This is a genomic window from Enterobacter sp. D2 (assembly GCF_034427575.1).
Lineage (GTDB): Bacteria > Pseudomonadota > Gammaproteobacteria > Enterobacterales > Enterobacteriaceae > Enterobacter > Enterobacter cloacae_M.
Genome location: NZ_JAXQPP010000001.1, coordinates 846,661 through 867,009 on the forward strand (window position 1 = coordinate 846,661; position 20,349 = coordinate 867,009).

General features: G+C 54.6%; 24 protein-coding genes. 22 read left to right on the plus strand and 2 right to left on the minus strand.

What is annotated here, in order from left to right; translation table 11 throughout:
- Window positions 1-29: 29 nt before the first annotated feature.
- Window positions 30-614 (minus strand): Maf family protein, encoded by a 585-nt coding sequence (locus tag SPG90_RS04005; RefSeq protein WP_045620260.1) that lies wholly within the window; start codon window positions 612-614, stop codon window positions 30-32.
- Window positions 615-754: 140 nt separating this feature from the next.
- On the opposite strand from SPG90_RS04005, the gene yceD reads away from it, so the two are divergent.
- The 22 genes from yceD to SPG90_RS04115 all read left to right on the plus strand — a co-directional run bounded on the left by yceD (window position 755) and on the right by SPG90_RS04115 (window position 19,418).
- The gene (yceD, locus tag SPG90_RS04010; protein ID WP_014883375.1) at window positions 755-1,276 is read left to right on the plus strand and encodes a 23S rRNA accumulation protein YceD; all 522 of its coding nucleotides are present in this window, start codon (window positions 755-757) and stop codon (window positions 1,274-1,276) included.
- A 16-nt stretch (window positions 1,277-1,292) separates the two neighbouring features.
- Window positions 1,293-1,466: a 50S ribosomal protein L32 gene (gene rpmF, locus SPG90_RS04015; RefSeq protein ID WP_003857964.1), complete on the plus strand. Its 174-nt coding sequence runs from the start codon at window positions 1,293-1,295 to the stop codon at window positions 1,464-1,466.
- A gap of 80 nt (window positions 1,467-1,546) precedes the next feature.
- Entirely contained in the window at window positions 1,547-2,581 is a 1,035-nt protein-coding gene (gene plsX, locus SPG90_RS04020) for a phosphate acyltransferase PlsX (protein WP_059290957.1), read from the plus strand.
- A gap of 6 nt (window positions 2,582-2,587) precedes the next feature.
- A complete protein-coding gene (locus tag SPG90_RS04025; RefSeq protein WP_023311150.1) occupies window positions 2,588-3,541 on the plus strand; it encodes a beta-ketoacyl-ACP synthase III in 954 nt (317 codons plus the stop codon).
- 15 nt (window positions 3,542-3,556) lie between these two features.
- On the plus strand, window positions 3,557-4,486 hold the full coding sequence (gene fabD / locus SPG90_RS04030; protein WP_045401883.1) for an ACP S-malonyltransferase: 930 nt from the start codon (window positions 3,557-3,559) through the stop codon (window positions 4,484-4,486).
- 12 nt (window positions 4,487-4,498) lie between these two features.
- The gene (gene fabG, locus SPG90_RS04035; RefSeq protein ID WP_008500795.1) at window positions 4,499-5,233 is read left to right on the plus strand and encodes a 3-oxoacyl-ACP reductase FabG; all 735 of its coding nucleotides are present in this window, start codon (window positions 4,499-4,501) and stop codon (window positions 5,231-5,233) included.
- A 154-nt stretch (window positions 5,234-5,387) separates the two neighbouring features.
- Window positions 5,388-5,624 (plus strand): acyl carrier protein, encoded by a 237-nt coding sequence (gene acpP / locus SPG90_RS04040; protein WP_003857954.1) that lies wholly within the window; start codon window positions 5,388-5,390, stop codon window positions 5,622-5,624.
- A gap of 93 nt (window positions 5,625-5,717) precedes the next feature.
- Window positions 5,718-6,959: a beta-ketoacyl-ACP synthase II gene (gene fabF / locus SPG90_RS04045; protein ID WP_023311152.1), complete on the plus strand. Its 1,242-nt coding sequence runs from the start codon at window positions 5,718-5,720 to the stop codon at window positions 6,957-6,959.
- Window positions 6,960-7,079: 120 nt separating this feature from the next.
- Window positions 7,080-7,889 (plus strand): aminodeoxychorismate lyase, encoded by an 810-nt coding sequence (gene pabC, locus SPG90_RS04050; RefSeq protein WP_322407951.1) that lies wholly within the window; start codon window positions 7,080-7,082, stop codon window positions 7,887-7,889.
- Window positions 7,890-7,891: 2 nt separating this feature from the next.
- Entirely contained in the window at window positions 7,892-8,914 is a 1,023-nt protein-coding gene (gene yceG / locus SPG90_RS04055) for a cell division protein YceG (protein ID WP_023311154.1), read from the plus strand.
- The gene (gene tmk, locus SPG90_RS04060) at window positions 8,904-9,545 is read left to right on the plus strand and encodes a dTMP kinase (protein WP_023311155.1); all 642 of its coding nucleotides are present in this window, start codon (window positions 8,904-8,906) and stop codon (window positions 9,543-9,545) included. The genes yceG and tmk overlap by 11 nt, the downstream gene beginning before the upstream one ends.
- Window positions 9,542-10,546: a DNA polymerase III subunit delta' gene (gene holB / locus SPG90_RS04065; RefSeq protein ID WP_126304400.1), complete on the plus strand. Its 1,005-nt coding sequence runs from the start codon at window positions 9,542-9,544 to the stop codon at window positions 10,544-10,546. Before tmk ends, holB begins: the two co-directional genes overlap by 4 nt.
- Before the next feature lie 10 nt (window positions 10,547-10,556).
- Window positions 10,557-11,351, plus strand: a complete 795-nt coding sequence (locus SPG90_RS04070) for a metal-dependent hydrolase (RefSeq protein WP_023311157.1) — start codon at window positions 10,557-10,559, stop codon at window positions 11,349-11,351.
- A gap of 297 nt (window positions 11,352-11,648) precedes the next feature.
- Window positions 11,649-13,082 carry a PTS glucose transporter subunit IIBC gene (gene ptsG / locus SPG90_RS04075; protein WP_023311158.1) on the plus strand — a complete coding sequence of 478 codons (1,434 nt, stop codon included), beginning with the start codon at window positions 11,649-11,651 and terminating at the stop codon, window positions 13,080-13,082.
- 247 nt (window positions 13,083-13,329) lie between these two features.
- Entirely contained in the window at window positions 13,330-13,689 is a 360-nt protein-coding gene (hinT, locus tag SPG90_RS04080; protein WP_006809243.1) for a purine nucleoside phosphoramidase, read from the plus strand.
- A gap of 1 nt (window position 13,690) precedes the next feature.
- Window positions 13,691-14,065 (plus strand): YcfL family protein, encoded by a 375-nt coding sequence (locus tag SPG90_RS04085; protein WP_023311159.1) that lies wholly within the window; start codon window positions 13,691-13,693, stop codon window positions 14,063-14,065.
- Between the two features lie 10 nt (window positions 14,066-14,075).
- Window positions 14,076-14,723: a penicillin-binding protein activator LpoB gene (gene lpoB, locus SPG90_RS04090; protein WP_023311160.1), complete on the plus strand. Its 648-nt coding sequence runs from the start codon at window positions 14,076-14,078 to the stop codon at window positions 14,721-14,723.
- Window positions 14,704-15,528, plus strand: a complete 825-nt coding sequence (gene thiK / locus SPG90_RS04095) for a thiamine kinase (protein WP_163353683.1) — start codon at window positions 14,704-14,706, stop codon at window positions 15,526-15,528. Before lpoB ends, thiK begins: the two co-directional genes overlap by 20 nt.
- Before the next feature lie 11 nt (window positions 15,529-15,539).
- On the plus strand, window positions 15,540-16,565 hold the full coding sequence (gene nagZ / locus SPG90_RS04100; RefSeq protein WP_163354093.1) for a beta-N-acetylhexosaminidase: 1,026 nt from the start codon (window positions 15,540-15,542) through the stop codon (window positions 16,563-16,565).
- Window positions 16,566-16,599: 34 nt separating this feature from the next.
- Window positions 16,600-17,142 (plus strand): alpha/beta hydrolase YcfP, encoded by a 543-nt coding sequence (ycfP, locus tag SPG90_RS04105; RefSeq protein WP_322407953.1) that lies wholly within the window; start codon window positions 16,600-16,602, stop codon window positions 17,140-17,142.
- A gap of 238 nt (window positions 17,143-17,380) precedes the next feature.
- Entirely contained in the window at window positions 17,381-18,685 is a 1,305-nt protein-coding gene (locus tag SPG90_RS04110; RefSeq protein ID WP_023311163.1) for an NAD(P)/FAD-dependent oxidoreductase, read from the plus strand.
- 193 nt (window positions 18,686-18,878) lie between these two features.
- Complete coding sequence (locus tag SPG90_RS04115; protein ID WP_008500779.1) at window positions 18,879-19,418, plus strand: glycine zipper 2TM domain-containing protein; 540 nt, start codon at window positions 18,879-18,881, stop codon at window positions 19,416-19,418.
- A gap of 59 nt (window positions 19,419-19,477) precedes the next feature.
- Here the strand turns inward: SPG90_RS04115 and SPG90_RS04120 are convergent, their stop codons facing one another.
- Entirely contained in the window at window positions 19,478-20,113 is a 636-nt protein-coding gene (locus SPG90_RS04120; protein WP_023311164.1) for a TetR/AcrR family transcriptional regulator, read from the minus strand.
- Between the last annotated feature and the right edge of the window lie 236 nt (window positions 20,114-20,349).

Below are 20,349 nucleotides of genomic sequence, written 5' to 3' on the forward strand. Positions count from 1 at the left end.
GGTGAGGGCATCAGGCCGCAACCTTCCAGTCATATGGTCAGCGGATTACACTCTTCTCGTCTTAACATCTGACACAGGGCAATCAGCGGTAACCCCACCAGCGTGTTGGGATCGCGTCCGTCCAGCTTGTCGAACAGCGCAATCCCCAATCCTTCACTTTTAAAGCTTCCCGCACAGTTCAGCGGACGTTCCCGGCGCACATAATCCACGATCTCTTGCTCGCTGAGATGGCGGAAGTGTACGTCGAACGGCTCGCATTCGGTTTGCAGATGACCGGTGGCGGAGTTATAGAGCGCCAGGCCGGTATAAAAGGTCACGATAGTGCCTCGCGCACGCAGAAGCTGCTGACAGGCGTTCTCCTCCGTATGGGGCTTGCCGGTGATTTCGCCGTCCAGCACGCAAACCTGGTCTGAGCCTATAATCAAATGTGCGGGGTAACGTGCGGCCAGCGACTGCGCTTTCTCTTTAGCAAGACGCATCACCAGATGACGCGGTGATTCGCCCGGCTGTGGCGTCTCATCCACCTCTGGCGCGGCGCATTCAAACGGGATCCCGAGCTTTTCCAGCAGCGTTCGGCGGTAGGGAGATGTGGAAGCAAGGACGAGATTTGGCATATTTTTATCACCAGATATAGCGTATCGATGCCAGCCATTTTAAACTACAGGCCGCAATGTGTGCGAATAATTGGCAAAAGGCAGCTCTGGTTGCCTTTTTCTTTGACTCTATGACGTTACAAAGTTAATATGCGCGCCCTATGCAAAAGGTAAAATTACCCCTGACTCTTGATCCGGTTCGTACGGCTCAAAAACGCCTCGATTACGAAGGTATCTATACTTCCGATCAGGCTGAGCGTATTGCCGAATCCGTAGTCAGTGTGGACAGTGATGTAGAATGCTCCATGTCGTTCGCTATCGACAACCAGCGTCTCGCCGTTTTAACCGGTGATGCAAAGGTGACGGTAACGCTCGAGTGTCAGCGTTGCGGGAAACCGTTTGTACAGCATGTTCACACAACGTATTGTTTCAGTCCGGTTCGTTCTGACGAACAGGCTGAAGCACTCCCGGAAGCGTATGAGCCGATTGAGGTTAACGAATTCGGTGAAATCGATCTTCTGGCTCTGGTTGAAGATGAAATCATCCTCACCTTGCCAGTGGTTCCGGTGCATGATTCTGAACACTGTGAAGTGTCCGAGGCGGACATGGTCTTTGGGGAACTGCCTGATGAAGCGCAAAAACCAAACCCATTTGCCGTATTAGCCAGCTTAAAGCGTAAGTAATTGAGGAGTAAGGTCCATGGCCGTACAACAGAATAAACCAACCCGTTCCAAACGTGGCATGCGTCGTTCCCATGACGCGCTGACTGCAGTTACCAGCCTGTCTGTAGACAAGACTTCTGGTGAGAAACACCTGCGTCACCACATCACCGCTGACGGTTTCTACCGCGGCCGCAAGGTTATCACTAAGTAATCACGCGCAAGCGTGATTAGGCTTAGTGAGGATTTCCCCGTGCAAACGGGGAATTTACCGAACCAGGCTGCGACGATACCTTGACACGTCTAACCCTGGCGTTAGATGTCATGGGGGGTGATTTTGGCCCTTCCGTGACAGTGCCTGCAGCATTGCAGGCACTGAATTCTAATTCGCAACTCACACTCCTTTTAGTCGGCAATCCCGACACAATCACGCCATTACTCGCAAAAGCTGACTTTGAACAACGTTCGCGTCTGCAGATTATCCCTGCGCAGTCAGTTATTGCCAGTGATGCCCGACCCTCGCAGGCCATTCGCAATAGTCGTGGCAGCTCTATGCGGATAGCGCTGGAGCTGGTGAAAGAAGGGCGAGCTCAGGCTTGCGTCAGCGCGGGGAATACCGGCGCGCTGATGGGCCTCTCGAAATTGCTGCTCAAACCTATTGAAGGTATTGAGCGTCCGGCGCTGGTAACGGTGTTACCGCATCAGCAGAAGGGCAAGACGGTAGTGCTCGATTTGGGCGCTAACGTCGACTGTGATAGTACTATGCTGGCTCAGTTTGCCGTGATGGGATCGGTGCTGGCAGAAGAAGTTGTCGGAATCAACACTCCCCGTGTTGCGTTACTGAACATTGGTGAAGAAGAGACCAAAGGCCTGGACAGCATTCGCGAAGCGGCTGAATTGCTCAAACAGGTTCCCTCCATCAACTATATTGGTTATCTCGAAGCCAATGAGTTGTTGACGGGTAAAACGGATGTTCTGGTGTGCGATGGCTTCACCGGGAACGTCACGTTGAAGACCATGGAAGGGGTCGTACGCATGTTTCTTTCTCTGCTGAAATCTCAGGGAGAAGGTAAAAAAAGCGCCTGGTGGCTGATTTTATTGAAGCGTTGGTTACAAAAGAGCCTGACGCGGCGATTCAGTCACCTCAACCCCGACCAGTATAATGGCGCCTGTCTGTTAGGATTGCGCGGCATCGTGATTAAGAGTCATGGCGCCGCCAATCAGCGAGCATTTGCTGTCGCGATTGAACAGGCAGTGCAGGCGGTGCAGCGACAAGTCCCTCAGCGGATTGCCGCTCGCCTGGAATCTGTATTAGCTAAAAGTGACTGAGCGTACATGTATACGAAGATTTTAGGTACCGGCAGCTACCTGCCAAAACAAGTGCGTACTAACGCCGATCTGGAAAAAATGGTAGATACGTCTGACGAGTGGATTGTCACGCGCACAGGTATCCGTGAACGTCGTATTGCCGCGCCAGACGAAACCGTGTCGACCATGGGTTACGAAGCCGCACAGCGTGCTATCGAAATGGCGGGCATTGATAAAGAACAGATTGGTTTGATCGTGGTCGCCACGACGTCTGCCACACATGCTTTCCCAAGCGCGGCATGCCAGGTGCAGAACATGCTCGGTATTAAAGGCTGTCCGGCGTTTGACGTCGCTGCCGCGTGCGCAGGCTTCACCTATGCGCTGAGCGTCGCCGATCAGTACGTGAAATCCGGTGCCGTTAAATATGCGCTGGTGATCGGTGCTGACGTGCTGGCGCGTACCTGCGATCCAACCGATCGTGGAACGATCATTATTTTTGGTGATGGTGCGGGCGCGGTGCTGCTGGGGCAGTCCGAAGAGCCGGGTATCATCTCTACGCATCTGCATGCTGATGGCAGCTACGGCGAACTGTTGACCCTGCCTAACGCCGATCGCGTTAATCCGGACAACTCGATTTACCTGACTATGGCAGGGAACGAGGTGTTCAAGGTGGCGGTAACCGAGCTTGCACATATCGTTGATGAAACGCTGGAAGCGAATAACCTTGAGCGTACCGCGCTCGACTGGCTGGTGCCGCATCAGGCGAACCTGCGTATCATCAGCGCGACCGCGAAAAAGCTGGGCATGTCGATGGATAACGTTGTCGTGACGCTGGATCGTCACGGCAACACCTCTGCGGCGTCGGTACCGTGCGCATTTGATGAAGCGGTACGCGATGGACGAATCAAACGGGGCCAGCTGGTCTTGCTTGAAGCCTTCGGTGGCGGGTTCACCTGGGGTTCCGCGCTGGTTCGTTTCTAGTATAAGGAATAAAAAATGACGCAATTTGCTTTTGTGTTCCCGGGCCAGGGCTCTCAAACCGTTGGGATGTTGTCTGAAATGGCAGCACACTATCCGGTAATTGAAGAGACTTTCCGTGAAGCTTCTGATGCACTGGGTTATGATTTATGGGCGCTGACCCAGCAGGGTCCGGCCGAAGAACTGAACAAAACCTGGCAGACTCAGCCAGCGCTGCTGACCGCGTCCGTTGCGCTGTGGCGCGTCTGGCAGCAGCAGTGCGGTAAAGCGCCAGCGCTGCTCGCGGGTCATAGCCTGGGTGAATACTCTGCGCTAGTGTGTGCCGGCGTGATCGCGTTTGCTGACGCGGTACGTCTGGTGGAACTGCGCGGTAAATTCATGCAGGAAGCGGTGCCGGAAGGTACGGGCGGCATGTCTGCCATCATCGGTCTGGATGATGCTGCAATTGCAAAAGCGTGTGAAGAATCTGCTGAAGGCCAGGTTGTCTCTCCGGTAAACTTCAACTCGCCGGGCCAGGTGGTTATTGCCGGTCATAAAGAAGCGGTTGAACGCGCGGGTGCGGCCTGTAAAGCAGCGGGTGCTAAGCGTGCGCTGCCACTGCCGGTCAGCGTGCCGTCTCACTGTGCTCTGATGAAGCCTGCCGCCGAGAAGCTGGCGGTTGAGCTGGAAAAAATAACGTTTAACACACCGACGATTTCCGTTGTGAACAACGTCGATGTGAAATGCGAAACCGCACCGGAAGCTATCCGCGACGCGCTGGTTCGCCAGCTCTACAGCCCGGTACAGTGGACCAAAACCGTTGAGTTTATGGCCTCTCAGGGCGTTGAGCACCTGTATGAAGTCGGCCCAGGTAAAGTCCTCACCGGTCTGACAAAACGTATTGTTGACACCCTGACAGCCTCGGCGATTAACGAGCCGGAAGCGATGTCAGCGGCACTCTCGCAATAAAAGAGGAATACCATGAGTTTTGAAGGAAAAATCGCCCTGGTCACTGGCGCAAGCCGCGGTATCGGGCGTGCAATTGCTGAAACACTGGTTGCGCGCGGCGCGAAGGTGATTGGTACAGCAACCAGCGAGAATGGCGCTCAGGCCATCAGCGAGTATCTGGGTGCAAACGGTAAAGGTCTGGTACTGAATGTGACTGAACCTGCATCTATTGAATCTGTTCTGGAAAATATTCGCGCAGAGTTTGGTGAAGTGGATATTCTGGTAAACAATGCCGGGATCACTCGCGATAACCTGTTAATGCGAATGAAAGACGACGAGTGGAACGATATCATCGAAACCAACCTGTCATCTGTATTCCGTCTGTCAAAAGCGGTAATGCGCGCTATGATGAAAAAGCGTCATGGTCGTATTATCACTGTCGGTTCTGTGGTTGGTACCATGGGAAATGCTGGTCAGGCTAACTACGCTGCGGCGAAAGCAGGTCTGATTGGTTTCAGTAAGTCGCTGGCGCGTGAAGTTGCGTCCCGCGGTATTACGGTAAACGTTGTTGCTCCGGGCTTTATTGAAACGGACATGACGCGTGCGCTGACTGATGAGCAGCGTGCGGGTACGCTGGCGGCAGTTCCGGCGGGTCGTCTTGGCGACCCTAAAGAAATCGCCAGTGCGGTTGCATTTTTAGCCTCTGACGAAGCGGGTTACATCACTGGTGAGACCCTCCACGTCAACGGCGGGATGTATATGGTTTAACCACGATGAAAAATATTTGCGTTATTAGGGCGAATGGCCTCAAAATAACGTAAAATCGTGGTACGAACTGCCGGGATTTAGTTGCAAATTTTTCAACATTTTATACACTACGAAAACCATCGCGAAAGCGAGTTTTGATAGGAAATTTAAGAGTATGAGCACTATCGAAGAACGCGTTAAGAAAATTATCGGCGAACAGCTGGGCGTTAAGCAGGAAGAAGTTGTGAACTCCGCTTCCTTCGTTGAAGACCTGGGCGCAGATTCTCTTGACACCGTTGAGCTGGTAATGGCTCTGGAAGAAGAGTTTGATACTGAGATTCCGGACGAGGAAGCTGAGAAGATCACCACCGTTCAGGCTGCCATTGATTACATCAACGGTCACCAGGCGTAAGTGAACATCTCCAGGCGGTCATTCGACCGCCTGAGTTTTATCTTTATTTAGTCCCACGAATCTCTTTTTTTTATCCCTCCCTGGAGGACAAACGTGTCTAAGCGTCGTGTAGTTGTGACCGGACTTGGCATGTTGTCTCCTGTCGGCAATACCGTAGAGTCTACCTGGAAAGCTCTCCTTGCCGGTCAGAGCGGCATCAGCCTAATCGACCATTTCGATACTAGCGCCTATGCAACAAAATTTGCTGGCTTAGTAAAGGATTTTAACTGTGAAGATATCATCTCGCGCAAAGAACAGCGCAAGATGGATGCCTTCATTCAATATGGAATTGTCGCTGGCGTTCAGGCCATGCAGGATTCTGGTCTTGAAATTACGGAAGAGAACGCAACCCGTATCGGCGCCGCTATCGGCTCCGGGATTGGCGGTCTTGGTCTGATCGAGGAAAACCATACATCTCTGATGAATGGCGGCCCGCGTAAGATCAGCCCGTTCTTCGTTCCGTCCACGATTGTTAACATGGTGGCGGGTCACCTGACCATCATGTTCGGCCTGCGTGGGCCAAGCATTTCAATCGCGACTGCCTGTACGTCTGGCGTACATAACATCGGCCAGGCCGCGCGCATTATTGCGTACGGCGATGCAGATGCTATGGTTGCGGGCGGTGCTGAAAAAGCCAGTACCCCACTGGGTGTCGGCGGTTTCGGTGCGGCGCGTGCGCTGTCTACCCGTAATGATAATCCGCAGGCGGCGAGCCGTCCGTGGGATAAAGATCGTGACGGCTTCGTGCTGGGCGACGGGGCGGGCATGATCGTACTGGAAGAATACGAACACGCGAAAAAACGCGGCGCGAAAATTTATGCTGAAATCGTTGGTTTCGGCATGAGCAGCGATGCTTACCACATGACGTCTCCTCCTGAGAACGGCGCGGGTGCTGCGCTGGCGATGGAAAACGCGATTCGTGATGCGGGTATTACCCCAGCACAAATTGGCTACGTGAACGCGCACGGTACTTCTACACCTGCAGGCGATAAAGCTGAAGCTCAGGCGGTTAAGTCTATCTTCGGCGAATCTGCCAGCCGCGTAATGGTGAGCTCAACCAAGTCCATGACCGGTCACCTGCTGGGTGCGGCGGGTGCGGTAGAGTCAATCTACTCCATCCTTGCGCTGCGCGATCAGGCTGTTCCGCCAACCATCAACCTGGATAACCCGGATGAAGGTTGCGATCTGGACTTCGTTCCTCACGAAGCGCGTCAGGTTAGCGGTATGGAGTACACCCTGTGTAACTCCTTCGGCTTCGGTGGTACCAACGGTTCTCTGATCTTCAAAAAGATCTGATCCTGACGTCCCTGTCGCATTTAAAAAGGTCCGCTTGCCGGGCCTTTTTTATTAAGCCTAATCTTCTTGTCGGCTGCATGACATCCTGCCAGACTAATTGCCCACGCATAAGGAGCCACCATGTTTTTAATCAATGGCCTTGAGCAGGACACGCTGCCTGCCAGCGACAGGGCGATACAGTTCGGTGATGGTTGCTTTACGACGGCGCGCATTCTGGACGGCGATGTCTGCTTGCTGGAGGCGCACATTCGACGCCTGCAGCATGGCTGTGAAAAGCTCATGATCCCCTTTACGCACTGGGACACGCTGCGTCAGGAAATGTGCGAGCTGGGAACCGGGAAGGACAGCGGCGTACTCAAAGTCATCATCAGCCGCGGCAGTGGTGGCCGGGGTTACAGCGCTGCATCGTGCCTCAACCCAACGCGTATCCTCTCCGTTTCTGCTTATCCCGCGCATTATTCTCGCTGGCGAGAAGACGGCGTCACGCTGACGCTGAGCCCTGTACGAATGGGACGAAACCCGATGCTGGCCGGGCTTAAGCATCTCAACCGCCTCGAGCAGGTGCTCATTCGTACTCATCTTGAACAGACGGACGCCGATGAGGCGCTGGTTCTTGACAGCGAAGGGTTCATTACGGAATGCTGTGCGGCTAATTTACTCTGGCGGCAGGGGGAAGAGGTGTTCACTCCGTCGCTGGAATACGCTGGCGTAAATGGGTTAATGCGTCAGTTTTGTCTGCAACAGCTGGCACGCTCTGGCTTTCGCGTTGTCGAAGTTAGCGCAGGAGAAGCGGCGCTACGGACCGCCGATGAAGTCATCATCTGCAATGCGCTGATGCCTGTTGTACCCGTCCGTGCGTATGGTCAACAACGCTGGTCTTCGCGCGAGCTGTTTCAGTTTTTAGCCCCGATATGTGAGCAAAACAGATAGTCATGAAAAAAATGTTGCGCTTTGTCCTTATTCTCATCGTTGCGCTGGGCGTCGCCGGCGGAGCGGGCGTATGGAAAGTTCGCCAGCTGGCGAACAGCAAGATCCTGGTTAAAGACGAAACGATCTTTACCCTGAAAGCGGGAACCGGCCGTCAGGCGCTTGGGGAACAGCTCTATGGCGACAAGATTATCAATCGTCCACGGGTATTCCAGTGGCTATTGCGCGTGGAGCCTGAGCTGTCACATTTCAAAGCTGGTACCTATCGCTTTACGCCGGGAATGACCGTCAGAGAGATGCTGCAGCTGCTGGAAAGCGGTAAAGAAGCCCAGTTCCCACTGCGGTTTGTGGAAGGGATGCGCCTGAGCGATTACCTCAAACAGCTGCGTGACGCGCCGTATATCAAACATACCTTAAAAGACGATAGCTATCAGACGGTGGCAGAAGCGCTGAAGCTTGAACATCCGGAATGGGTGGAAGGCTGGTTCTGGCCAGACACCTGGATGTACACGGCAGGCACGACCGATGTGGCTATCCTAAAGCGGGCGCACAAAAAAATGGTTGCCGCCGTAGATGCCGCCTGGGAAGGGCGGATGGAAGGATTGCCTTACAGCGATCCGAACCAGTTCGTGACCATGGCCTCGATCGTCGAGAAAGAGACTGCCGTCGCTGCTGAGCGCGATCGGGTGGCGTCGGTATTTATCAACCGTCTGCGCATCGGCATGCGCCTGCAAACCGATCCTACCGTTATCTACGGCATGGGAGAGAGCTATATGGGCAAGATTTCCAGAAAAGATCTGGAGACGCCAACGGCGTATAATACCTACGTGATAAGCGGTTTGCCGCCAGGCCCGATTGCCACGCCGAGCGAAGCGTCGCTGAAAGCCGCCGCGCATCCGGCTAAAACACCGTATCTCTATTTTGTGGCTGATGGAAAAGGGGGGCATACCTTTAACACCAACCTTGCCAGCCACAATCGCTCTGTTCAGGACTATCTGAAGGCACTTAAGGAAAAAAATGCGCAGTAAATACATTGTCATTGAGGGACTCGAAGGGGCGGGTAAAACCACTGCCCGCAACGTGGTGGTGGATACGCTCAAAGCGCTTGGCGTGGCGGACATGGTATTTACCCGCGAGCCGGGCGGCACGCAGCTGGCTGAAAAGCTGCGCAGCCTGGTACTGGATATCAAATCCGTCGGCGACGAAGTTATCACTGACAAGGCCGAAGTGCTGATGTTCTACGCGGCGCGCGTTCAGCTGGTTGAGACGGTGATCAAACCCGCCCTGGCCGAGGGCAAGTGGGTGATCGGCGACCGTCACGATCTGTCGACTCAGGCGTATCAGGGCGGAGGACGCGGCATCGACCAGACAATGCTCGCAACGCTGCGTAATGCCGTATTGGGTGATTTTCGCCCCGACCTGACGCTCTATCTGGATGTGACCCCGGAAGTGGGCCTCAAGCGTGCCCGCGCGCGCGGCGAGCTGGACCGCATTGAACAAGAGTCGTTTGATTTCTTTAACCGCACCCGCGCGCGCTATCTTGAGCTGGCCGCACAGGACAGCTCAATTTGTACCATTGATGCGACGCAGTCCCTGGACGACGTCACGCGCGACATTCAACACACCATTACGCAGTGGGTGCAGGAGCAGCAGGCATGAAATGGTATCCATGGTTGCGCCCACACTTTGAACAGCTGATCGGCAGCTATCAGGCGGGTCGGGGGCATCATGCGTTACTGATTCAGGCATTGCCAGGGATGGGTGATGATGCGCTGATTTATGCCATCACCCGTTTTCTGATGTGTCAGCAGCCGGAAGGGCACAAGAGCTGTGGTAAATGCCGTGGCTGCCAGCTCATGCAGGCGGGGACGCATCCAGACTACTACACCCTTGAGCCTGAGAAGGGCAAAAGCGCGCTCGGTATTGATGCCGTGCGTGAAGTCAGTGAAAAATTGTATGAGCACGCGCGACTGGGCGGCGCTAAAGTGGTCTGGCTTAAAGACGCCACCTTGCTTACCGAGGCGGCGGCTAACGCCCTGCTTAAAACCCTGGAAGAGCCGCCGGTTAAAACGTGGTTTTTCCTCTCATGCCGTGACCCGGGACGATTGCTGGCGACGTTGCGCAGCCGCTGTCGTCTTCATCACCTGGCGGTACCTCAGGAATCGTGGGCGCTGAGCTGGCTTGAACGAGAGGTGACAACGTCACCAGAGAGCGCGCTGTCCGCCTTGCGCCTGAGCAGCGGCGCGCCCGCGGCGGCGCTGGCACTACTGCAGCCTGACGTCTGGTCAGAGCGAGAAACGCTCTGCCGGGCCCTGGATGCCTCACTGAACAGTCAGGACTGGCTAAGTTTACTGCCTGAGCTTAACAGCGATCGGGCCGTTGAGCGTCTGCACTGGCTGGCCTCCTTGCTGTTGGATGCGCTCAAAATCCAGCAGGGGGCTACGCTTCTGACCAACCCGGACGCGTTGCCGCTGGTGAATACGCTGACGAACCGGCTCTCAGGGACGGTTCTTCACGCGATGCTCCATGACATCTGCCAGAGCCGTGAACAGCTTTTAACCGTGACGGGTCTTAATCGCGAGCTTTTACTGACCGACCAGTTACTGCGTATCGAACATTACCTGCAACCCGGCGTCACACCGCCTGTTTCCCATCTCTGAGAGAGACATTATGTTTTTAGTCGACTCACACTGCCATCTTGATGGCCTGGATTATCAATCCCTGCATAAAAACGTGGATGACGTGCTGGCAAAAGCCGCTGCCCGCGATGTGAAATTCTGTCTTGCGGTGGCGACCACGCTGCCGGGCTACCGCTCCATGCGTGAGCTGGTGGGCGTTCGCGATAACGTGGTGTTCTCCTGCGGCGTGCATCCGTTGAATCAGGACGAGGCGTACGACGTTGAGGATCTGCGCCGACTGGCAGCCGAAGAGGGCGTGGTGGCGATGGGCGAGACCGGGCTGGACTATTTTTACACGCCGGAAACCAAACCGCGCCAGCAGGAGTCCTTCCGCAACCATATTCGCATTGGCCGGGAACTGAACAAGCCGGTTATCGTCCACACCCGCGATGCGCGCGCGGATACCCTGGCTATCCTCCGGGAAGAAAAGGTGACGGATTGCGGTGGCGTACTACACTGTTTCACAGAAGACAGAGAAACGGCGGGGAAGCTGCTTGATTTGGGGTTTTATATCTCGTTTTCGGGGATCGTGACGTTCCGTAACGCTGAGCAGCTGCGTGATGCTGCACGTTATGTTCCGCTCGATCGTATTCTGGTGGAGACGGATTCTCCGTACCTGGCACCGGTACCGCATCGCGGTAAAGAGAACCAGCCCGCTATGACGAGAGACGTGGCTGAGTACATGGCCGTACTGAAGGGCGTCAGCATCGATGAGCTGGCCCGCGTGACGACGGAAAACTTCTCCACGCTGTTCCATATCGACCCCGCCCGCCTGCAATCTGTCTGATACACATGTTTTTTTTAGGCTCGTAATTAATAAGTAAAGCGAGTAAAGTTCACCGCCTCATTTGGGGCGGTGAGTGTGTATTTAGACACATCCGGACATGCTTTTTGTAAATAACTGAAAGTTTTTCGACCGCCTCAAGCTGAAACGTGATAGCCGTCAAACAAACTCAGAGGGAATTATTTTACTCTGTGTAATAAATAAAGGGCGCTTAGATGTCCTGTCCACGGCACGGTACTCCCCCCGGGCCAATGCGTGAAAGCGTAAAAAAAGCACAAATACTCAGGAGCACTCTCAATTATGTTTAAGAATGCATTTGCTAACCTGCAAAAGGTCGGTAAATCGCTGATGCTGCCAGTATCCGTACTGCCTATCGCAGGTATCCTGCTGGGTGTCGGTTCTGCTAACTTCAGCTGGCTGCCAGCCGTAGTGTCCCACGTGATGGCCGAAGCAGGCGGTTCTGTCTTTGCTAACATGCCACTGATCTTCGCGATCGGTGTGGCTCTGGGCTTCACCAATAACGACGGCGTTTCTGCGCTGGCTGCAGTGGTTGCCTACGGCATCATGGTGAAAACCATGGCTGTGGTTGCGCCGCTGGTTCTGCATTTACCGGCAGAAGAGATCGCCGCGAAACACCTGGCGGACACCGGTGTTCTGGGCGGTATCATCTCCGGTGCGATTGCAGCGTATATGTTTAACCGCTTCTATCGCATCAAGCTGCCTGAGTATCTGGGCTTCTTCGCGGGCAAGCGTTTCGTTCCGATCATCTCTGGTCTGGCAGCGATTTTCACTGGCGTGATCCTGTCCTTCATCTGGCCACCAATCGGCTCTGCTATCCAGACCTTCTCTCAGTGGGCTGCTTACCAGAACCCGGTTGTGGCGTTTGGTATCTACGGCTTCATCGAGCGTTGCCTGGTGCCATTCGGTCTGCACCACATCTGGAACGTTCCATTCCAGATGCAGATTGGTGAATTCACCAACGCAGCAGGCCAGGTATTCCACGGCGATATCCCACGTTATATGGCGGGCGACCCAACTGCAGGTAAACTGTCTGGTGGCTTCCTGTTCAAAATGTACGGTCTGCCAGCCGCGGCGATTGCTATCTGGCACTCTGCTAAGCCAGAGAACCGTGCAAAAGTGGGCGGTATCATGATCTCCGCAGCGCTGACCTCGTTCCTGACCGGTATCACCGAGCCGATCGAGTTCTCCTTCATGTTCGTTGCGCCGATCCTGTACGTTATCCACGCGATTCTGGCGGGCCTGGCGTTCCCAATCTGTATCCTGCTGGGTATGCGTGACGGTACGTCCTTCTCTCACGGTCTGATCGACTTCATCGTTCTGTCCGGCAACAGCAGCAAACTGTGGCTGTTCCCAATCGTGGGTGCGTGCTATGCCGTTGTTTACTACACTATCTTCCGCGTGCTGATTAAAGCACTAGACCTGAAAACTCCGGGTCGTGAAGATGCGACAGAAGACAGCAAAGCTGGCGCTACCAGCGAAATGGCTCCGGCACTGGTCGCAGCGTTCGGCGGTAAAGAGAACATCACTAACCTGGACGCGTGCATCACTCGTCTGCGTGTGAGCGTTGCCGACGTCGCGAAAGTAGACCAGCCGGGTCTGAAAAAACTGGGCGCAGCGGGCGTAGTTGTTGCAGGTTCTGGTGTACAGGCAATCTTCGGTACCAAATCCGATAACCTGAAAACCGAAATGGATGAGTACATCCGCAGCAACTAAGTTGTGACCTGGGGAGACTAAGGCAGCCGAATGGCTGCCTTTTTTATTTGTGTCTTAAAAAACGCCACTGAGACGCGAGAGCGGTCACTCTTCAGTCAGCTGATGAACATTCAGGAAAGAAATCGAGGGAGGAGGTTGAAAGGACAGGAGAAACTCGCTCATACTCTTGGATTGTGTCACACACCGATTCCGGGAGTGTGTTTACAGCGGACGCATTGCGCCAGATTAAACAAAAAAGGAAAAGGTCATGGCTGAAGAAACGATTTTCAGTAAAATTATCCGCCGCGAAATTCCGTCAGATATCGTCTATCAGGATGAACTGGTGACGGCTTTCCGGGACATTTCCCCTCAGGCTCCGACGCACATCCTTATCATTCCCAATATTCTGATTCCGACTGTAAACGACGTAAAAACCGAGCATGAAGTGGCGTTAGGTCGTATGCTGACGGTGGCTGCCAAAATCGCTGAACAGGAAGGGATTGCAGAAGACGGTTACCGTCTGATCATGAACTGCAACCGCCATGGTGGCCAGGAAGTTTATCATATTCACATGCATCTGCTGGGTGGACGTCCTCTGGGGCCGATGCTGGCACATAAAGGTCTTTGACATGCTGAAAGGGCGTATTGCAGCGCTGGTAATGGCGATGATGATTGTGGGGTGCAGCTCGCGTCCGGCGATCCCCGTGAATGATGAACAGACGCTGGTCATGGAATCTTCCGTGCTTGCTGCGGGCATCACGGCGCAACAGCCCGCGTTGACTATCAGTGAAATCAACTCATCTGCCTCCTCTACGCTCTTTAATGAAAGACATGAACCAGTGACGGTCCACTACCGTTTTTTCTGGTATGACGTAAGAGGTCTTGAAATGCATCCGCTGGAGGCGCCGCGCAGCGTCACCATTCCGGCCAGGTCGTCGGTAACGCTCTATGGCAGCGCCAACTATCTGGGTGCGCATAAGGTGAGACTTTATCTTTATCTCTGAGGGGTGAACCTTGATTAAAAATTTGAGCCGCTATGCGCTCGTGACAGCTTTCGCTCTGTTTCTCGCAGGGTGTGTGACCCGAACTGAACAGCCTGCGCCTGTGGAAGAGGCTAAACCGGGTACTGAACAGCCGACGCCGCCAACGCAGCAGCAGCCAACCGTGCCGTCTGTACCGTCTATTCCGGCGCAGCCAGGCCCGATTGAGCATCCGGACCAGACGTCACAGCCCACGCCGCGCGTGCGCCATTACGACTGGAACGGGGCAATGCAGCCGATGGTAGGCAAAATGCTGCAGGCGCAGGGCGTGACGGCGGGCAGCGTGTTGCTGGTCGACAGCGTCAACAACCGTACCAACGGTTCGCTGAACGCGGGTGAGGCGACGGAAACCCTGCGCAATGCTCTGGCTAACAACGGTAAGTTTACGCTGGTCTCGGCTCAGCAGCTCGCGGTAGCCAAACAGCAGCTGGGCCTGTCGCCGCAGGATAGCCTCGGCACACGCAGCAAGGCGATCGGCATCGCCCGTAACGTTGGCGCACAGTATGTGCTGTACTCTAACGCCACAGGTAACGTGAATACACCGGCCCTGCAGATGCAGCTGATGCTGGTTCAGACTGGCGAAATTATCTGGTCAGGTAAAGGTGCGGTTACGCAACAATGACAGCACGCGTGAAGAGATTCTGACGCGCTATTTTCCTCAGTATCGCCCTATCGCGCCGCAGGCCCACTCCGGGCTTGGCGGCGCGAGTTGCATTATAGCGCAGGGCGAACGACGTCTGGTCTTGCGGCAAAATCACGACCCCTTTGCGCCAGCCTCCCATTTCCGTCGTCAGTTTCGTGCCCTGAGGCGTCTTCCGTCAGATCTCGTGCCTGCGCCCCGTTTTTTCAAAGAGGGCTGGATGGCCGTCGACTATCTGGACGGTGACGTTAAAAGCGCGCTGCCGGACACGCCGGCGCTCGCGGCGATGCTGTATCATCTGCACCGGCAGCCGCGTCTGGGGTGGCGAATTACGTTATTCCCGCTGCTTGAACATTACTGGCAGCAAGCCCTGCCAGACAGGCGTACCCCAGTATGGCTGGCGCATCTCAGGCGGCTGCGTAAAACGGGCGAGCCCCAGCCGATTCGGCTCTCGCCGCTGCACATGGATGTTCATGCCGGAAATATTGTGCATACGCCAGCGGGCATCAGGCTTATCGACTGGGAATATGCCGGAGATGGCGACGTGGCGCTGGAACTGGCGGCAGTCTGGACGGAGAGTGAAGCCGCGCGGCAGACGCTTATCAGGGACTACGCCGAGGCGGCACACATTGACGTCGACGCGCTGAGGCGGCAGGTCAAACGCTGGCGACCGTGGGTCGTCATGTTAATGGCTGGCTGGTTTGAAATGCGCTATCGGCAGTCCAGAGACGAACACTTTATTGCGCTGGCAGACGATGCCTGGCGTCAGTTACAAACTAAAGGATAAGAGAGGTGGATGTGGGTCCAGTCATGTTGAATGTAGAAGGGTTTGAGCTGGATGCGGAGGAGCGTGAAATTCTGGCGCATCCGCTGGTGGGTGGCCTGATCCTGTTTACCCGCAACTATCACGATCCGGCGCAGCTGCGCGAGCTGGTGCGTCAGATCCGCGCCGCGTCGCGCAATCATCTGGTGGTCGCCGTCGATCAGGAAGGCGGACGCGTGCAGCGTTTTCGCGACGGTTTTACCCGTCTCCCGGCAGCCCAGTCATTTGCCGCGCTGCTCGGCACAGAAGAGGGTGGAAAACTGGCGCAGGAGGCCGGCTGGCTGATGGCCAGCGAAATGATTGCCATGGATATCGACATCAGCTTTGCCCCGGTGCTGGATGTAGGGCATATCAGCGCTGCCATTGGCGAGCGCTCATACCATGAAGACCCGCGTATTGCGCTGGCAATGGCGACCCGGTTCATCGACGGCATGCACGATGCCGGGATGAAAACCACCGGGAAACACTTCCCGGGTCACGGGGCGGTGACGGCGGATTCTCACAAAGAGACCCCGCGCGATCCTCGCCCGGAAGCGGAGATTCGCGCCAAAGATATGTCGGTTTTCCAGTCGCTTATCACCGATAACAAGCTGGATGCCATTATGCCCGCGCACGTGATTTACAGCGACGTCGACCCGCGTCCTGCCAGCGGTTCTCCGCACTGGCTGAAAACCGTTCTGCGCCAGGAACTGGGCTTCAACGGCGTGATTTTCTCTGACGATTTGTCGATGGAAGGGGCCGCGATCATGGGCAGCTACGCTGAACGCGGTCAGGCATCTCTGGATGCAGGTTGCGATATGATCCTGGTCTGCAATAATCGTAAAGGTGCCGTTAGCGTGCTGGATAACCTGTCGCCGATCAATGCAGAGCGTGTTACACAATTGTATCATAAAGGTTCATTTAGCCGTCAGGAGCTGATGGATTCGGCGCGCTGGAAGACGGTCAACGCCCGGCTTGAAGACCTGAATGAGCGCTGGCAGGCACATAAAGCCAGCCTGTAAACCCTCCCGGAAGGCGTAGCGTGGTGAGAAGACGATGATCATCTATTTACACGGTTTTGACTCAAACAGTCCTGGTAATCATGAGAAGGTGCTGCAGCTGCAGTTTATCGATCCGGATGTACGGTTGATCAGCTACAGCACGCGCCATCCGAAGCATGATATGCAGCATCTGCTCAAAGAGGTGTACAAGATGTTGCAGCTCAACGTCGACGATCGGCCATTGATTTGCGGCGTGGGGCTGGGCGGCTACTGGGCGGAGCGGATTGGCTTCCTGTGCGACATTCGCCAGGTGGTGTTCAATCCTAATCTGTTCCCGAACGAGAACATGGAAGGCAAAATTGACCGCCCGGAAGAGTATGTCGATATTGCGACCAAGTGCGTGAGCAACTTCCGTGAGAAAAACCGCGACCGCTGCCTGGTGATCCTTTCGCGTAATGATGAAGCGCTCAACAGCCATCGTGCAGCAGAGCTCCTGCATCATTACTATGAGATCGTCTGGGACGAAGAACAGACCCACAAGTTCAAAAACATCTCTCCGCATCTGCAGCGTATCAAAGCGTTTAAAACGCTGGGTTAATCAATTACCCGCATGCATCAAAGCCCGGCCGCGAAAGCGTACCGGGCTTTCTTTTTGACCAGAATTGTCTACTTTTAAGCCATCAAAACTTGATGCATATCAATTTTGGTATGACCAATGCGCCTGACGTGGTATTCTCAATGCACCTGAATGGTTTCAGTGCTGTAACCTGTTGTTAATTAAGGGTTATTTTTATAACTTTTAATTAACAATTGGTTAATAATTTGAGGGGGTCACGTTGACTACGCCATTGAAAAAGATAGTGATTGTAGGCGGTGGTGCTGGCGGGCTGGAGCTGGCTACACAGCTGGGCAAGAAGCTGGGTCGCGGTAAAAAAGCCAAAATTACGCTGGTCGATCGTAACCACAGCCACCTGTGGAAACCGCTGCTGCACGAAGTGGCGACCGGTTCTCTGGATGAGGGCGTGGACGCGCTCAGCTATCTGGCGCACGCGCGCAACCATCATTTCCAGTTCCAGCTGGGCTCGGTGGTGGACATCAACCGTGAAAGCAAAACCATCACCCTGGCAGAGCTGCGCGATGATAAAGGGGATCTGCTGGTTCCCGAGCGTAAACTGGCGTACGACACGCTGGTCATGGCGCTGGGCAGTACCTCCAACGACTTCAACACGCCGGGGGTGAAAGAGCACTGTATCTTCCTCGATAACCCGCACCAGGCGCGTCGTTTCCATCAGGAAATGCTGAACCTGTTCCTGAAGTACACCAGCAATATGGGTGCGAACGGTAAGGTGAATATCGCTATTGTCGGCGGCGGCGCGACGGGCGTTGAGCTGTCAGCGGAGCTGCACAATGCGGTGAAACAGCTGCACAGCTACGGTTATAAAGGGTTAACTAACGAAGCGCTGAACGTCACGCTGGTTGAAGCCGGTGAACGCATCCTGCCTGCGCTGCCTCCGCGTATTTCCGGTGCGGCGCACAATGAGCTCACCAAATTGGGCGTGCGGGTGCTGACGCAGACCATGGTGACCAGCGCCGACGAAGGCGGCCTGCATACCAAAGACGGCGAGTATATCAAAGCGGATCTGATGGTCTGGGCGGCAGGTATCAAAGCGCCTGACTTTATGAAAGAGATCGGCGGTCTGGAAACCAACCGCATTAACCAGCTGGTAACCGAGCCAACGCTGCAAACCACGCGTGACCCTGAAATCTTTGCTATCGGTGACTGCGCCTCCTGTGCGCGTCCTGAAGGCGGATTCGTGCCGCCGCGCGCGCAGGCCGCTCACCAGATGGCAAGCCTGGTGCTGCACAACATTCTGGCGCAGTACAAAGGCAAGCCAATGAAAGCCTATGTCTACAAAGACCACGGTTCACTGGTGTCGCTGTCAAACTTCTCTACCGTCGGCAGCCTGATGGGCAACCTGATGCGCGGCTCAATGATGGTAGAAGGGCGCATTGCCCGCTTCGTGTATATCTCCCTGTACCGCATGCACCAGATTGCGCTGCACGGCTACTTCAAAACCGGGCTGATGATGCTGGTGGGCAGAATCAACCGCGTGATCCGTCCGCGTCTGAAGCTGCACTAATCTTTCACTCCCTCCGGGCCCTCCGGAGGGAGTTTTTAGCATTTCATGCTGTAGATCACAGTTTGACTGCTTAAGAGTTCTCCTAAATACAATATATCTCCTCTTAACGCTCCTTTTTTGATCCTTTATCTTATTGGCGAAGCCGTGCCTCCATTGCAAAATTGTTACCAATAGCAACAAAGGAGGAAGTCCCGTGAATAAATCAATGTTGGCGGGTATAGGGATTGGCGTCGCGGCTGCGTTAGGTGTGGCTGCCGTTGCCAGTCTCAACGTATTAGATCGCGGCCCGCAGTATGCACAGGTGGTTTCTGCTACACCGATTAAAGAAACCGTAAAAACCCCTCGTCAGGAGTGCCGCAACGTTTCCGTGACGCACCGTCGTCCGGTGCAGGATGAAAACCGCATTGCCGGTTCTGTTCTGGGTGCGGTAGCGGGTGGCGTAATTGGTCACCAGTTCGGCGGCGGCCGGGGTAAAGACGTAGCGACCGTGGTCGGCGCTCTGGGTGGCGGCTATGCCGGTAACCAGGTGCAGGGCGCGATGCAGGATAATGATACCTACACCACGACTCAGCAACGCTGCAAAACCGTCTATGATAAGTCGGAAAAAATGCTGGGCTATGACGTGACGTACAAGATTGGCGATCAGCAGGGCAAAATCCGCATGGATAAAGACCCGGGCACGCAAATTCCACTGGATGGAAACGGCCAGCTGGTTCTGAATAACAAAGTGTAAAAAAGATGTTCTCTGAATTTAGCTCCTCATGCGCTCAGGCTGAGGAGCTTTTTTTTGCTTTAGATTTTGAGTAGCTCAGGCCACAGCCGCAGCGTGGTTTCGCTAATATTCTGCAGTTTTTCCAGCGTGGCCCCTTCACGGGCACTGATCGACATCCCCTGCAAAATACAGCTCAGGTATTGTGCCAGCAGCTGAGGGTTGCATTGCGCGGGGAGTTCACCGCGCTGCTGGCGCTGAGCCAGAAAGGCGCTGAGGGTCTCCTCCTGCATCGCATGCCGCGATTTCACCGTATTGGCAATCTCTTTGGAGGACGCCGCAAGGGTGGCAGAAGTGTTAATCATAAAGCAGCCCGCAGGCGTCTCTTTACTGGTAAAGCAGGTCGCGACGGCGGTGAAATAGTCGCGAAGCGCCTGTTCAACGCTTTTCTCTTCGCAGAACAGCTGGGCTTCATGTTTCGCCGCAAAACGCGAAATGTATCTGTCCAGCACCGCCCTGAACAGTCCCTCTTTATTGGTAAATTCGGCATACAGCGTCGGCGCTTTGGCTCCGGTGGCTTCTACCAGATCGGAAAGCGAGGTTGCTTCATACCCATGTTGCCAGAAGAGAGTCATGGCCTTATCAAGCGCTGCATCCCTGTCAAACACTTTTGGTCGGCCACGGCTTTTCTTCGCACAACTCGTGACATCGGTTGTCATTTGCCGTTGGTCCTCTGTTGGTTTGGTGAATGACCATTATAAAAATAAACGCAACCCACCACCAGTGCAGAATGCTTAAAAATAAATTAATCATATATGTATGAAAAATAACAATTTTAAAATTAAATTAATGGTCGTTATAAAATTATGTTGACGCGTGACCTGGATCACGTTTATGATTTACCTATCGATCGTTAACTAAATGATTAACGACCTCAAATTCATCTGCTAAAGGT